The sequence below is a fragment of the Streptomyces jeddahensis genome, from assembly GCF_001642995.1.
Taxonomy (GTDB): domain Bacteria; phylum Actinomycetota; class Actinomycetes; order Streptomycetales; family Streptomycetaceae; genus Streptomyces; species Streptomyces jeddahensis.
On record NZ_LOHS01000071.1, the window covers coordinates 112,567 to 127,430 of the forward strand.

Below are 14,864 nucleotides of genomic sequence, written 5' to 3' on the forward strand. Positions count from 1 at the left end.
CACCTGTTCCAGGAGTGGGCCGGCCGAGTCAGCGCGCGGCTGCAGCCTTGCGGCGCGCGCCGATCTTGACCGCGAGGTCGAAGGCATTCTGGATCGAGCCCGTGTTGGCGATGCCCTTGCCGACGACATCGAAGGCCGTGCCGTGGGCGGGTGTGCAGATCGGTACGGAGAGACCACCGGCGACGGTGACGCCGCCGTCGAAGCCCATCAGCTTCATCGCGATCTGCCCCTGGTCGTGGTACATGGTCAGGATGCCGTCGAACTCGCCGGCCCGGGCCCGCAGGAAGATCGTGTCAGAGGGGAACGGCCCCTTCGCGTCGATCCCGTCCGCGACCAGGTCACCGACCGCCGGAGCGATGATGTCGATCTCGTGGCGGCCGAACTTGCCGCTCTCGCCTGCGTGCGGGTTCAGGGCGCAGACGCCGATACGCGGTGAGTCGATCCCGGACTCGCGCAGCACCTTGTCCAGGAGCCGGCCGGCGGCAGCGGTGCTCTCGCGGGTGATCCCGGCGTCGACCTCAGCCAGGGAGACGTGGGAGGTGACCCGCGCCGTCCACAGGTTGGGCAGCACGTTGAGCTCGGAGGTGAAGTCCTCCTCGCCGAGAATGATCTCGAACCAGCGCAGCTCGTCCTGCTCCCGCATGCCCGCCAGGTGCAGCGAGGACTTGTTGAGCGGAGCGAAGACGATGGCGTCCACCTCGCCCTTCCTGGCGAGTTTCAGCGCGTGGCGCAGATTGCTCATCGCCCACTGGCCGCCGGCCTCGGTGGCCGTCCTGCGCTCGAAGTCCGCGACGGGGCGTGCGGCGCTGTTGTCGTACAGCAGGGGCTTGCCGGGGGTCGGCTCGGTGACGTACTCGATCGGAGTGCCTGCGTCGTCGCCCGCGCTGCGCAGTTCGGCCTCGTCGGAGATGAGGATGATGTCTGCGGCGGCGGTGTTGTCGGGGCGGGAGAGCAGCTTCGCGATCAGTTCGGGTCCCACACCTGCCGGATCGCCGAGAGTGATGGCGATGCGGGGGCGGGCTTCAGCGGAAGCGGGGGTGTTCATGAGGACCTTTCTGAGGATATGTCGGAGTTGTCGGAGCGACTCTCGGTGACGGTCTGCGTGGTTCCGCTGTCCGTCTCTGCCCGGTGGGCAGGGAGCGAGGGTTCGGGGAATCGTGCGGCGGGGGCTTCAGAGGGGCGGCCGGCGCTGGAGTGCGTACCGGCGGCCTGCCCACGGCGGGCGGGCCGCAGCCGCTTGGCGGCGGTGGGACCCGCCACCAGGAGAAGGGCGAGCAGGAGGATGCCCACGGCGGTGGGGCTGGACAGCAGGACCATGGTGTCCCCGGCGGACAGTGCCGAGGTCTGCACCAGCGCCTTCTCGAAGAGCGGGCCGATGACCAGGCCCAGGACCAGCGGGGCCACCGGGAAGCTCAGGCGCTTCATCACATAGCCGACCAGGCCGAAGAAGATCACGATCCAGACGCTGAGCATGCTGTTCTTGACCGAGTAGGCGCCGATGAGGCTGGTCACGATGATCAGCGGGTACATGATCGCGTAGCGCACGCGCAGCAGCTGGGCGAGGACCGGGGCGAGCGGCAGGTTGAGGATCAGCAGGATCACGTTGCCGATGAAGAACGAGGCGAGCAGTCCCCATACCAGGGTGGGCTGGTTCTCGAAGAGCAGTGGTCCTGGCTGGATTCCGTAGATCAGGAAGGCGCCGAGCAGGACGGCGGTGGTGGCGCCGCCCGGCACGCCGAGGACCAGCGTAGGCACGAAGTTGGCGTTGGAGGCGGCGTTGGTGGCCGCGTCCGGGGCGACGACGCCCTCGATGGCGCCGGTGCCGAGCTTCCTGCGGTTCTTGGAGAACCTCTTCTCCGCGCCGTACGCCATGAAGGAGGCGAGCGTCGTCCCCGCGCCCGGCAGACAGCCGAGCAGGAAGCCGACGACGGTGCCGCGGGCGGTGGCCGGGGTGGCCCGCTTGAGGTCTGCCTTGGTGAGGAGCAGATCGCGGAAACGCGCTTTGATCGGCTCGGCCATGCCGATGTGCAACTGGTTGAGCAGCTCGCCTATGGCGAAGAGGCCGATCATCACCTCGACGTACGGCACGCCGCCGAAGAGGTCGATCTGGCCGAAGGTGTAGCGCGGGGTGCCGCTGCCGACGTCGACGCCGATGCAGGCGATGAGGATGCCGGTGAGGCCGAGGCCCATGCCGAGCAGCAGGTTGCGGCCGGAGAAGACCACGATGGTGCACAGGCCGAGGATCATCACGGCGAGCATCTCGGGCGGGCCGAAGTCCAGCGCCAGGTGGGCGAAGAAGGGGGCGACGGCGGCGAGCGCGAAGAGCGAGACCATCGCCGAGACGAATGCGCCGAGCGCGGAGATGGCCAGCGCCGGCCCTGCCCGGCCCTGGCGCGCCATGCGATAGCCGTCGAGCGTGGAGACGACGGACGAGGCCTCGCCGGGCGTGGCGATCAGGATCGCGGTGATCGTCGCGCCGAACTGCGCGCCGTGGTAGATCCCGGCGAGCATGATCAGGGCGGTGAGCGGTGGGAAGGTGAGTGTGACCGGGATGAGGATGGCCACGCCGGTGGCCGAGCCGAGGCCCGGCAGGATGCCGATGACGGTGCCGAGCAGGACGCCGACGAAGCACCACAGGAGGTTCTCGGCGCTGAGCGCGGCGCCGAAGCCGGTGACGATGTTGTCGATCACAGCACGCTCCAGACGGCGGGGTCGAAGAGACCGAACGGCAGCGGGACGCGCAGGAGCACGACGAAGAGCAGATACGCCCCCACGAACCCACCGGCCGAGACGGCCAGCGCGACGGGCCAGGGCAGCCGCTCGGCGACGGCCGTGAGGAACAGCGTCATCAGGGCGAGGGCCGGAAGCATGCCGAGGAAGGGGATCAGCAGGGCCGTCACGACCATGACGAGGGTGACGGTGATCAACTTGCGGTGTACGGAGGCCTGTTCATGTGGGCCGGACGAGCTGGTCGCATCGGGCCGCCCTTCGGCTGCCTGCGGTGCGTCCGCTGCCAGTCCGTCGTCCGCCTGCCCGCCGTCACCTTCGAGGACGGAGCCGGTGCGCAGCTCCTGCCGGACGAGCGCAAGCCCGATGATCAGGAGCAGCGCACCCGCGACACGTGGCAGCGCGGCGGCACCGATGGTGCCGTCCTCCGGGTTGGTCCACGGGTATGCGAAGGAGCCGAGGAAGAACAGGGCGCCGACGGTGGCGAGTGTGCCGTGCGCGGCGAGCACGGGGCGCCGCGCGCGGGTGGGGGCGGCGATCGTGGGGGCGGTCGGGGTGCCGGGCTCTGCGTTCATCGGTACACCTCCTTCATCTGCCGGTCGTAGGCGTCGAGGTAGTCGGCGAACTTCTGGCCGCTGAGGTCGGCGGGAATGAGCAGGTCGTTCTTGATGTAGTCGCGGTAAGTTCGGGACTTCATCGCCTTGTTGATGGCTTTGATCCAGTACCGCCGTTGCGGCTCGGCGATGCCCCCGGGGGCCAGCACCCCGCGCCAGACGGTGACTTGGGCGTCCAGGCCCTGCTCCTTCGCTGTGGGCACCTTGCCGAGGACCGGGTCCTTATAGCGTTTGTCCGTGAGGGTGCACAGGGCCTTGAAATCGCCGCTCTGCAGATACGGCTTGGCAGCGGCCGCGCTCGCCGGGGCCACGTCTATCTGGCCGCCGAGCAGTCCGGTGAGGACCTCGCCGGTGGAGCCGTAGGGCACGACCGAGAAACGGCCGCCGTTCTTCTTGAACTCGGCGATCACCAGGGAGTCCGCGCCGGTCTTGCCGCTGGACCCGGTCTTGACGGGCTTCTTCCTGCTGGCCTCGACGAGATCCGCGCAGGTGTCGTACGGGGCGTCCTTTCGGGCGACCACCATCCGGGAGTCCTGCGCGAACATCACCAGCGGGGTGAAGTCGCGATAGGTGAAGGGCACGTCGTAGGCGAGCGGCAGCGTGTTGAGTGCGGTCTCCGCGACCAGAAGGGCGTTGCCGTTGCCCTTCTCCGAGAGGAAGGAGGCCCAGCCGACAGCGCCCGAACCACCTTCCTTGTTCTCCACGTTCACATCGAATCCGGCGTGGAGCTCGTTCAGGCCCTGGGCGATCACCCGGGCCGAACGGTCACTGCCGCCGCCGGGGGCGAAGGCGACCAGGGCCGACACCGAACCCCGGGGAGTCCAATCATCCGGTACCGGGGGTTTCGCATTCATCAGCGAGCACCCGGAGACCAGCATGGCGACGCTCGTGAGTACGAGCGGTACGCGCAGTGGTGACTTCATCGTCAGCCTTCCTGCGTCGGGAAGGGGGAATCTCTGTGCGCGTCAACTCGACAACATCAGAGATCCTATTGGATATGGCCGCGACAGTAGGGTGCGAGCGACGGCCGTGGCAAGAGGGGCGACGCAGGGAGTTCACACTGCGGACGCGGCGGGGGCAACAGTGACAACAGTGAGTAGGGCAGGGGTGCGCCGGCGCACCCCTGCCCTACTCACTGTGTGTTGATACGGCGCCGGATTCGATGCCGAAGGCGCGTTGCCGCTACACGTCGACCGCGGACCGCCGGGCGAGGGCGGTCATGTGCGCCCGCATCGCCTCCACCGGGCGCTGCGGGTCACCGGACTCGAAAGCGGCCAGGATGGCGGCGTGTTCACTCACGGCCTGGTCGACGTCCATGGCCCCGTGGTCGACGGTCTGGCGCAGCCGGTGGACATGGGCGCTCAGCGACTCCGCCAGCTGGAGCAGGAACCTGTTGTCGGCTGCGCGGATGATCGTGAGGTGGAACTCCCAGTCCGCGGCGAAGTACTCGCGCAGATCGGCGAAGCCGGTCGGGTGGCCGCCCTCTCCGCGGAACTTGCGCACCTGATGGGCGCTGAGCACATGCTGGGCGTGGGCAGCGCGGAGTTCGGGAACCAGGTCGTCGGCGTGCGCCGCGGCCCGCTCGACGGCGGCCACCTCCAGCACCGTGCGCGTGTCGATGAGTTCGGCCATCTGGCGCGGTGACAGCGGTTGGGCCACGCGGTAGCCCTTCAGCGCGACACGTGAGACCAGGCCGGTGTGCTCCAACTGCACGAGGGCCTCGCGGACCGGAGTGGGCGACACGCCCAGCTCGCGGGCGAGGGAGTCGATGGACAGGGAACTGCCGGGCGGCGTCGATCCGTCGAGCAGCTTCTCGAGGATCGCGTCGTACACACCGTCACGCAGGGCACGCCTGGGGACCACGGATGTCCTGTCCGCGCCCCGTCCGATGGTGCCGCTCACATCATTCCTGGTCATCTCGAGAGCGATCCTACGCGAGGCAATAACGACCGGAGGGCTATCGACAACAAAAAAGATCCTATAGGGTCCACGATTCAGAGCCGACGTGGCTCGGACCATGGACCGGACCCGGAGAGACGACGATGTCCTACACGGCACAGAGCTGGCCCATCGGCGCAGCGCTCCTGCAGTACCCGAACACCACCCTGGACGGGATCCGCGTCCAGGACGCACCCGCCCGGCACTGGGCGGGCGTCTTCCGCGAGGTGGCCGCCACCGGCTTCGATCACGTGGATCTCACTGACACCTGGCTTCGTCCGGGCGATCTCGCCCCCGAGCGCCTGCGGGAGCTCGCCCGCACGCTGAAGGAGGCGGACCTCGGGATCACGGCTGTGACGACGGCACGGTGCAGCGTCATCGACCCCGACCCCGAGGCGGCCGCGGACAACCTCGCCTATCTGCTGCGCACCGTCGACGCCGCCGCCGAGCTCGGGGTGGGCGTCGTGTGCGCGGGCCTCCACCAGCCGCTGACCCCCGCCCAGCGCGAGGCCCTGTGGTTCTGGACCGAACCCGGCGGCCGCGATCCCGAGGGCGACGAGCGGACCTGGGCCCTGGCGGTCGAACGACTGCGGGCCGTCGGTGAACGGGCCGCCGGGCTCGGCATACGGATATCCCTGGAGATGTACGAGGACACCTACCTCGGCACCCCGGAAAGCTCCGTGCGGCTGGTACGCGACATCGGCCTTCCCAATGTCGGCATCAACCCCGACATCGGCAACCTGGTACGGATGCATCGCCCGGTCGCTCCGTGGGAGGAGCTGCTGACTCCCGTGCTGCCGTACGCCAACTACTGGCACATCAAGAGCTACTACCGCGACCATGACCCGGCCACGGGCGCGTACTTCACCGTGCCCGCCCCCGTCGAGACCGGCGTGATCAACTACCGCCGGGCGCTCGAACTCGCTCTGCACGCCGGGTTCGACGGCCCGATCTGCGTCGAGCACTACGGCGGCGACGGCCTCAGCGTGGCCGCCCGCAACCGCGACTACCTGCGGCAGATCCTCTCCGTGAAGCTGGCGGACCGGTCATGACCCTGCTCCACAACGACCCGCGGTCCTTCGCCGACGAGGCCCTCAGCGGCTTCGCCGCCGCCCACCACGACCTGGTACGCGCCATCGACGGTGGCGTCGTACGCGCCAGCGCCACCCCACCGGGACAGGTCGCCGTCGTCCTCGGCGGCGGCACCGGCCACTACCCCGCCTTCGCGGGCTGGGTCGGCCCCGGTTTCGCGCACGGTGCCGCCTGCGGCAACATCTTCGCCTCGCCCTCCGCGTCGCAGATCTGCTCCGTCGCCCGTGCGTCGCAGGCCGGCGGCGGTGTGATCTTCGCCTTCGGCAACTACGCCGGTGACGTCCTGCACTTCGGACAGGCTGCCGAGCAACTGCGCGCCGAGGGCATCGACGTACGCGTCCTCCGTGTCACCGACGACATCGCCTCCGGCCCCGCCGACGACCCCGCTCTCCGCCGCGGCATCGCCGGCGACCTTCCGGTGATGAAGATCCTCGGCGCCGCTGCCGAGGCCGGCCTCGGCATCGACGAGGCCGAGCGCATCGGCCGCAAGGCCAATGACGCCACCCGCTCCCTCGGCATGGCCTTCAGCGGCTGCACCCTCCCGGGCGCGGACCACCCGCTGTTCACCGTGGCTCCCGGGCGCATGGGCGTCGGCCTGGGCATCCACGGCGAACCCGGCATCGACGAGCGTGACCTGCCGTCCGCCGACACGGTCGCCGACCTGCTCGTGGACGGGGTGCTGGCGGAGTCAAAGCGGGCATCCGCGGCGGTCGGCAACGCCGACCGGGTGGCCGTGCTTCTCAACGGGCTCGGCGCTACCAAGTACGAGGAGCTGTACGTCGTCTTCCGCCGGGTCGCTGAGCGCCTCGCCCGCGAAGGATTCCACGTCATCGCCCCCGAGGTCGGCGAACAGGTCACCAGCCTCGGCATGGCCGGCCTGTCCCTCACCGTCACCTTCCTCGACGACGAGCTGCGGCAGCTGTGGACGGCCCCGGCCCTCACCCCGGCCTTCCGCCGGGGGCTGGTCCAGCCCCGCCCCCCACGTACCGACGACATCTCCGGCACTCACCAGCTGCCGCCAGTGGTACGCGGTGGCGATGCCTCCCGTGCGGCCGCGGCCTGCATCGCCGCTGCATTGCGGATCGTGCGCGACACCGTCACCACCCACGAGACCCGGCTCGGCGACATCGACGCCGTGGCCGGGGACGGCGACCACGGCATCGGCATGCGGCGCGGATCGGAGGCCGCAGCAGACGCCGCTGCGGAGGCCGTGGCGCTGGGGGCCGGTGCCCGGTCCACCCTCAGCCGCGCGGGCGCCGCCTGGTCCGAGCGGGCCGGCGGCACATCCGGTGCTCTGTGGGGCGCGGCGCTCACCGCCTTCGGTTCCGCACTCGATGACACGGAGCCGGCCGATCGCGGGCGGCTGGTCGCCGGGGTGCGCGCCGCGGTGGACGCCGTCCTGCGGCTGGGCGGTGCACGGCTCGGAGACAAGACGCTGGTCGACGCGGCGGTGCCGTTCGTGGACCGGCTCGAGGCGGCCCTGCCGGGCACCGATTTCGGCAGCGCTTGGGTCGAGGCGGCAGAGGCCGCCACCGAGGCCGCCGAAGCCACCGCGACCATCGCCGCACGGCGCGGACGCGCCCGCACCCACGGAGAGCGCAGCCTCGGCACCCCGGACGCCGGAGCTGTGTCCTTCGCCCTCATCGTCACCGCCCTGGGCGACTTCATCCGCCCCCACTCCTCCTAAGGTCCTCACCCTCCCTTAAGGAACACCTGATGAACCAGCTGCGTATCGTCGTCGGCTCGGACAGTGCCGGATACGACTACAAGGAAGCCCTCAAGACCGATCTGCAGGCGCACCAGGCCGTCAGCGAGGTCATCGATGCCGGCATCACCGCCGGGCAGGACACCGACTACCCGCACGTCGCGGTGGATGCCGCACGCATGGTCGCCGAAGGCAGGGCCGACCGCGCCCTGCTGGTGTGCGGCACCGGTCTGGGCGTCGCCATCGCGGCGAACAAGGTGCCCGGCATCCGCGCGGTCACGGCCCATGACTCCTTCTCCGTCGAACGGGCCGTGCTGTCCAACAACGCTCAGGTGCTGTGCTTCGGCCAGCGCGTCATCGGCCTGGAGCTGGCGCGCCGGCTCGCCCGCGAATGGCTCACCTACACCTTCGACGAGACCTCGCCGTCCGCCGCGAAGGTCGCCGCGATCTGCTCCTACGACCAGGGCTGAGGGACCGTCATGCTCTGGATCGGCACCAGTTTCAAGATGACGAAGACGCGGGCCGAGGCGGCGGAATACGCCGCGCGGCTGCGCTACGGCGTCGGCGAGAACGGCATCCCGGGGGTCCAGCCCTTCCTGATCCCGCCGGCGACTGCGATCGCCGACGTCGCGGCGCTGCTCGACGGCTCTCCGGTGCTCGTCGGCGCGCAGAACGCGCACTGGGAGGACTCCGGCGCGTGGACCGGTGAGATCTCCGTGCCCCAGGTCGCCGACGCCGGAGCCGACATCGTGGAGATCGGCCACTCGGAGCGGCGGGAGCACTTCGCCGAAACCGACGCCACCGTCGCCCTGAAGGTCCGGGCGACCCTGCGGCACGGTCTGATCCCCCTGGTGTGCTGCGGCGAGAGCGCCGAGGTGTTCGCCGGGGGCGGTTCCACCGAGCATGTCCTCGCCCAGGTAGGGGCCGCCCTCGACGGCCTGGACGACACCTCGCGCGTGCTCATCGCGTACGAGCCGGTGTGGGCCATCGGTGAGCACGGCCGCGAGCCGCGCCCTGAGGAGATCGCCGGCGTGCACCAGGCCCTGCGCGACGAGTGGGGCGACCGGGTCGCCGCCGTCCTCTACGGCGGCTCGGTCAACCGGGCCAACGCCGAAGCCCTGCTCCGCGTACCGGGCGTCGACGGGCTGTTCATCGGACGGGCGGCATGGGACGTGGAGAACCTTCTGACCATCTTGGCCAACGCCCCTACAGCGGTGACCACATGACAGCAGGCCGGGGGACGGCCGCCCTCGCCGCAGGCGACCGCCTCGACCATGTCGAATTGGAGCAGACGGTATGAACCTGGAAGAGCTACTGGGGTCTTCACCAACGGAACGGGTCCGCGTGGCGATCACCGGCGCCAACGGCCCCTACGCACGCACGCTCCTGGCGCAACTGCGAACCGTCGACGCGATCGAGGTCGCGGCCCTCTGCGATCTCGACACCGACGGCGTGCGCAATGTCTGGGCCGCTCTTGGCCTGGATCCCGCCGCGCTCGTGGACAGCGACGGTGTGAGCGACGGATCAACCGTGCTCACCGATGACCTCGACAGCCTGCTGGACGTGCCGTTCGACGTGCTCGTGGAAGCAACCGGGAACCCTGCCCGAGGCTATGCGGTGGCTCGCGCCGCACTGGATGCAGGCAGGCACGTCGTCATGGTCAGCAAGGAGGTCGACTCCGTGGCTTCGGAGGACCTGCTGGCGGCGGCCGCGCACTCCGGCGCCTGCTACACCTTGGCCGGGGGCGACCAACCCGCCAATCTCATCGCGCTCGTCTCCGCCGTACGACTGCTGGGGCTCGAGATCGTGGCTGTCGGCAAGTCCAGCGAGTACGACCTCGTCTACGACCCGGCCACGGGCGTTCTCACCCATCTCGACCAGCGGTTCACCGTACCCGGGCTCGCGCAGCTTCTCGAGCTCGGCGACGACGTGCCCGAGACGCTCCGGCTCCGGGACGCCGCGGTCAGCGCCGTTGCCCGCTCGGCCACCGCGGACTACTGCGAGATGGCCGTTGTCGCGGCGAACGCCGGCTTCGTGCCCGACGCCGAGCGACTGCGTTACCCCGTGGCGCGCATTAGCGAGCTCGCTGACATCTATGCGCTGGGCGAAGACGGCGGGATAGTCGGCGGCCCCGGACGGATCGACGTATTCAGCGCACTGCGGCTGCCGGGGGAGGCGAGCTTCGCGGGCGGCGTGTTCGCGGTCGTGCGGACCACCGACCCGGTCACGTGGCAGACACTCGCACAGAAGGGTCATGTCGTCAGCCGCAACGGCGCTTACGCCTGTCTCTACCTGCCGTACCACTACATGGGTGTAGAGACGCCCCTCACGATCCTGGCGCTCGCCCGAGCCGGCGTCTCCACCGCCTACCGCCGGCCTCGCGGCGACGTCATGCTCGCCGGGCGTGCCCGCAGCGCGATCACCGCCGGCACGCAGCTCGCGATGGGCGGCCACCACCACGACGTCGAGAACGTGGACCCCGTCCTTGTCCGGCGCAGCGAAGCCGGAGCCGACGTCGCCCCCCTCTACCTCGCGTCGTTCGCCACCGTCACGCGTGACCTCGGCCCCGGCGAACTGCTGCGGCTCGCCGACCTCGAGGGACTGGACCCCGCGCTCGCCAAAGCCGCGGCGCACACATCTCTGCCCGCCCACTCCTGATCCCGATCCGCATACGAGGTCATCGATGAAGATGAAGCTCGTCGCCTGCCTGGGCACGTCGCACGCCGCATTCGCCGTCGTGCCGATCGCCATGAGCCTGGCGACAGCTCATCGCATCAGCCCCACTCTCATGGGCATCGCAATGAGTTCCGCGATCGTCGGCGGCGCACTCGCGCCGACGAGCATCAACGGCATCACGACCGCCACCGTCGCCCATTCGGCCGGCATCCCGTTCAACGCGGCGCTCATGTTCGCACTGTCCGTGGGGATCAACGCGCTCGTCGTCCTCGTCGCGTTCATGATGTTCGGCGGTCGTGAACTCATTCGCCGTTCCAGGCAGGGCGGCCACGAAAGTCACGACATGGGAATCCAAGACGCTCAGGGCAAGGGCAGTGGTGAGCCAACGGGCGGCCAGGTCGCGGTCGCAACCCGCCTCAGGACCGAGCTCACCCCCATCACGCGGGTCCAGGCCACAGTGCTCGGCACCATCGTCGTGCTCATCGCCGGCTTCTTCACACTCACGCAGCTCGACGTCGACGTGAACCTCGGGGTCGTCGCGCTCACCCTGGCGATGGTGCTCTCCCTGGCCATGCCCGAGGTCGGCCGCCAGGCGCTCACCAAGGTGGACTGGAACACGATCTTCCTGCTCGGTGGCATCATCACCTACATCGGCGTGCTGACCCGCCTCGGCGCCATCGACCAGCTGGGCGAGGCGGCACGTTCCGTCAGCACCCCTCTGCTCGCGGCCGTCATCATCTGTGTGGTCGCGGGACTGGTCTCGGCATTCGCGTCGACGATCGGCATCCTGGGTGCCCTGATTCCGCTCGCTGTGCCACTCCTCGTGCCAGGCGGCGGGTTGGAGACGACCGGTCTGATTTACGCGCTTGCCATCTCGGCGTCGCTCGTCGACTGCGCGCCGTTCTCGACCACCGGTGCCACGATCGTCGCGTCGGGCGCGGAGCACGAACGCGGGAGACTCTCTCGCCACCTGACGGTATGGGGGCTGTCGATGGTGATCGTCGGCCCGGCCGTCACCATTGCGACGCTCGTCGTGCCGCCGCTCATGCTCTGAACCGGCAGCCGACGCTGAGGGTCACGCAGGCTTGTCAGAAGCCGCGTAAGAATGTGACGCACATCACCGTAGCCCCTCCGTGCGTCCTCAGGTCATCATATGACCCGATCGGAATACGACGCCTGCTTGGGGCAGAGCCCCCGACGGCACAACAAGACGAGGAGGGGCGCATGAACGACCAGGACAGGCCGGCACTGCCGCGCGTGGGCGTGGTGGGACTCGGGGCAATGGGCCTCGGCATGGCCCGTAGCCTGCGGAACGGGGGCTATGACGTGGGCGTCTATGACGTGCGACCGGACGTGGCCGCGGGTTTCGCTCGTGACGGTGGGACGGCGTTCGCCTCCTCCGGTGACCTGGCGGCTGAGGTGGACGTCATGGTCAGCGTGGTGGTCAACGCGGCGCAGGTCGAGTCGGTGCTGTTCGGCGCCGACGGGGCCGCCAACCGACTCCGCCCGGGCGCTGTCTTCGTGATGTGCTCCACGGTCGACCCGGGCTGGTCCGCCGAACTCGAGGGGTGCCTGGCCGACAGGGGCGTGCTCTACCTGGACGCTCCCATCTCTGGTGGCGCGGCGCGCGCGGCGGCCGGCGAGCTCACGATGATGACGTCGGGGTCCGCGGCCGCGTACGCGGTCGCCGACCCGGTGCTGGAGGCCATGAGCAGCACGGTCTACCGCCTGGGAGCCGAGGCCGGACTCGGCTCGAAGGTCAAGATCGTGAACCAGCTGCTGGCGGGCGTGCACATCGCCGCGGCGGCCGAGGCGATGGCCCTGGGCATCCGGGCGGGTGTTCCGGCCGAGGCGCTCTACGAGGTCATCACGCACAGCGCCGGCAACTCGTGGATGTTCGAGAACCGCATGGCGCACGTGCTCGCCGGTGACTACACGCCCCTGTCCGCGGTCGACATCTTCGTCAAGGACCTGGGCCTCGTGCTCGACTCAGCCCGGCCGGAGAAGTTCCCGCTGCCGCTGGCCGCCACCGCCCACCAGATGTTCCTCCAGGCATCGGCGTCCGGTCTGGGAGCCGAGGACGACAGCGCGGTCATCAAGATCTTCCCGGGGATCGACCTGCCCAAGCCGGCGGAGGTCTGACATGGGAATCCGACTCGGGTGCATCGCCGACGACTTCACCGGTGCCACGGACCTGGCCAACAACCTGGTGCGCGCGGGCATGCGCGTCGTCCAGCTGATCGACGTGCCGCCGGCCGGCGCTGAGCAGGCGGTGGACGCGGACGCCGTGGTCATCGCCCTCAAGTCGCGGACCACTCCGGCCGCGGATGCCGTCGAGGCGTCGCTCCGGGCACTCGCATGGCTGCGGTCCATGGGCGCCGAGCAGATCTACTTCAAGTACTGCTCCACCTTCGACTCGACGCCGGCCGGCAACATCGGTCCGGTCACCGAGGCCCTGATGGACGCGGTGGGCACCGACTTCACCATCGCCACGCCCGCCTTCCCCGACAACGGACGCACGGTCTTCAAGGGCCACCTCTTCGTCGGCGACGTGCTGCTCAGCGACAGCGGCATGCGCCACCACCCGCTCACGCCGATGACCGACTCCAACCTGGTCTCCGTCCTCGGCGCGCAGACCACGCGACCGGTCGGCCTCATCGACCACACGGTCGTCGCCGACGGCGTCAAGGCCATCCGGGACCGCATCGACGCCCTGCGCGAGGAGGGCGTCGGGATGGCCATCGTCGACGCCGTCTCCAACGACGACCTGGTGCGCCTGGGTGCGGCGGCCTCGGGGCTGCCCCTGGTGACCGCGGGCTCGGGCCTGGCGATCGGCCTGCCCGCGAACTGGGGGTTCGAGCCGTCGCCGGCCGCCGCACAGCTGCCGGCAGCCGGCGGCCACCGGGCCATCGTCTCCGGATCGGTCTCCGTCGCCACGAACCGCCAGGTCCTTGAGTTCTTGCGGAGCGGCCGGCCCGCGTTCAGCGTGGACCCGTTGCGCATCGCGGCCGGCGAGGACGTTGTCGGCCAGGCCCTGACCTTCGCCGAGTCGCATCTGGCCGACGGCCCGGTCCTCATCTACTCGACCGAGGCGCCCGACGCGGTCAGGACCGTCCAGGGCCGGCTCGGTGCCGCCGAGGCCGGTGAGCTCGTGGAGCGGACCCTGGCCCGCGTCGCGCAGGGGCTCGTGGAGCACGGTGTCCGCCGGCTCGTCGTCGCGGGCGGCGAGACCTCGGGAGCGGTCGTCCAGGCACTGGGTATCACGGGGCTCCGGATCGGACCGCAGATCGACCCCGGTGTGCCGTGGTGCGCGGCGGCCCTTCCCGGAGGGGACTCGATCCACATCACGCTGAAGTCCGGCAACTTCGGTGGGCCCGACTTCTTCACCTCCGCGTTCGCCCTCCTGGACCGGGGGACCTCATGACCGAGGTCCTGGACACCGCCGCCGACGTGGCACGCAAGGAGATCGTCCGGGTGGGCACGAGTCTGTTCGCCCGGGGCTACGTCCATGCCAGCGCCGGCAACATCAGCGCCCGGATCGGCGACAGCCATCTGATCACGCCCACGGACGCCGCCCTGGGCTTCCTCGAACCCCACCGCCTCGCATTGGTCGACCCCAGTGGCGCGCAGATCGCGGGCGACCGAGCCAGCAAGACCCTCACGCTCCATCGACGGATCTACGCCGCCGACCCCACGGCCCGGTTCGTCATCCACACGCACTCCACGCACTTGGTGGCCCTCACCCTGGCCGGCGTGTGGAGCCAGGACGACGTGCTCCCGCCCATCACGCCCTACTACGTGATGAAGGTCGGGCACGTGCCCCTTATCCCGTATCACCGGCCCGGCGACCCACGCGTGGCCGACCTGGTGACCGCCCGGATCGCCGACCGCTCAGCGACCGGCACGCCGATCAGGGCCGTCCTGCTCGACCGGCTGGGCCCCGTGGTCTGGGGGCCGGACGCAGCAGCCGCCCTCGCCGTCCTCGAAGAACTCGAGGAGACGGCACGTCTCTGGCTCATGACCGACCGTCGCCCGGAGCCGCTCCCCGCCCACGCGCTTCACGAACTGAGGTCCACGTTCGGCGCCGCGTGGTGAGCAACACCACCCCCCTG

At 70.0% G+C, this 14,864-nt stretch carries 14 protein-coding genes; 9 read left to right on the forward strand and 5 right to left on the reverse strand.

Annotated elements, in window-relative coordinates; all coding sequences use genetic code 11:
• Positions 1-28 precede the first annotated feature (28 nt).
• The 5 genes from STSP_RS13315 to STSP_RS13335 form a co-directional block, all read right to left on the reverse strand.
• Positions 29-1,045 (reverse strand): 4-hydroxythreonine-4-phosphate dehydrogenase PdxA, encoded by a 1,017-nt coding sequence (locus STSP_RS13315; protein WP_067276515.1) that lies wholly within the window; start codon positions 1,043-1,045, stop codon positions 29-31.
• Complete coding sequence (locus STSP_RS13320; protein WP_078067142.1) at positions 1,042-2,691, reverse strand: tripartite tricarboxylate transporter permease; 1,650 nt, start codon at positions 2,689-2,691, stop codon at positions 1,042-1,044. Before STSP_RS13320 ends, STSP_RS13315 begins: the two co-directional genes overlap by 4 nt.
• Complete coding sequence (locus STSP_RS13325) at positions 2,688-3,302, reverse strand: tripartite tricarboxylate transporter TctB family protein (RefSeq protein WP_067276518.1); 615 nt, start codon at positions 3,300-3,302, stop codon at positions 2,688-2,690. The genes STSP_RS13320 and STSP_RS13325 overlap by 4 nt, the downstream gene beginning before the upstream one ends.
• Positions 3,299-4,264 (reverse strand): tripartite tricarboxylate transporter substrate binding protein, encoded by a 966-nt coding sequence (locus STSP_RS13330; protein WP_198547330.1) that lies wholly within the window; start codon positions 4,262-4,264, stop codon positions 3,299-3,301. The genes STSP_RS13325 and STSP_RS13330 overlap by 4 nt, the downstream gene beginning before the upstream one ends.
• A 259-nt stretch (positions 4,265-4,523) precedes the next feature.
• Positions 4,524-5,258: a GntR family transcriptional regulator gene (locus tag STSP_RS13335; protein WP_067276521.1), complete on the reverse strand. Its 735-nt coding sequence runs from the start codon at positions 5,256-5,258 to the stop codon at positions 4,524-4,526.
• Between the two features lie 125 nt (positions 5,259-5,383).
• Here STSP_RS13335 and STSP_RS13340 point away from each other — a divergent pair, with 125 nt between their 5' ends.
• The 9 genes from STSP_RS13340 to STSP_RS13380 all read left to right on the forward strand — a co-directional run bounded on the left by STSP_RS13340 (position 5,384) and on the right by STSP_RS13380 (position 14,847).
• Complete coding sequence (locus STSP_RS13340) at positions 5,384-6,331, forward strand: sugar phosphate isomerase/epimerase family protein (protein ID WP_067276524.1); 948 nt, start codon at positions 5,384-5,386, stop codon at positions 6,329-6,331.
• Positions 6,328-8,058, forward strand: a complete 1,731-nt coding sequence (locus STSP_RS13345; protein WP_067276527.1) for a dihydroxyacetone kinase family protein — start codon at positions 6,328-6,330, stop codon at positions 8,056-8,058. Before STSP_RS13340 ends, STSP_RS13345 begins: the two co-directional genes overlap by 4 nt.
• A 29-nt stretch (positions 8,059-8,087) precedes the next feature.
• Complete coding sequence (locus tag STSP_RS13350) at positions 8,088-8,546, forward strand: ribose-5-phosphate isomerase (protein ID WP_067276531.1); 459 nt, start codon at positions 8,088-8,090, stop codon at positions 8,544-8,546.
• Positions 8,547-8,555: 9 nt separating this feature from the next.
• Positions 8,556-9,302, forward strand: coding sequence for a triose-phosphate isomerase (locus tag STSP_RS13355; RefSeq protein WP_067276534.1), 747 nt, complete (start codon positions 8,556-8,558; stop codon positions 9,300-9,302).
• Between the two features lie 118 nt (positions 9,303-9,420).
• Entirely contained in the window at positions 9,421-10,734 is a 1,314-nt protein-coding gene (locus STSP_RS13360; protein ID WP_232789617.1) for a homoserine dehydrogenase, read from the forward strand.
• 25 nt (positions 10,735-10,759) lie between these two features.
• Positions 10,760-11,806: an SLC13 family permease gene (locus STSP_RS13365; protein ID WP_078067143.1), complete on the forward strand. Its 1,047-nt coding sequence runs from the start codon at positions 10,760-10,762 to the stop codon at positions 11,804-11,806.
• A gap of 170 nt (positions 11,807-11,976) precedes the next feature.
• Positions 11,977-12,894, forward strand: coding sequence for an L-threonate dehydrogenase (gene ltnD / locus STSP_RS13370; RefSeq protein ID WP_067276542.1), 918 nt, complete (start codon positions 11,977-11,979; stop codon positions 12,892-12,894).
• Between the two features lies 1 nt (position 12,895).
• The gene (gene otnK, locus STSP_RS13375) at positions 12,896-14,176 is read left to right on the forward strand and encodes a 3-oxo-tetronate kinase (protein ID WP_067276545.1); all 1,281 of its coding nucleotides are present in this window, start codon (positions 12,896-12,898) and stop codon (positions 14,174-14,176) included.
• Positions 14,173-14,847 carry a class II aldolase/adducin family protein gene (locus STSP_RS13380; protein ID WP_067276548.1) on the forward strand — a complete coding sequence of 225 codons (675 nt, stop codon included), beginning with the start codon at positions 14,173-14,175 and terminating at the stop codon, positions 14,845-14,847. The genes otnK and STSP_RS13380 overlap by 4 nt, the downstream gene beginning before the upstream one ends.
• Positions 14,848-14,864 lie beyond the last annotated feature (17 nt).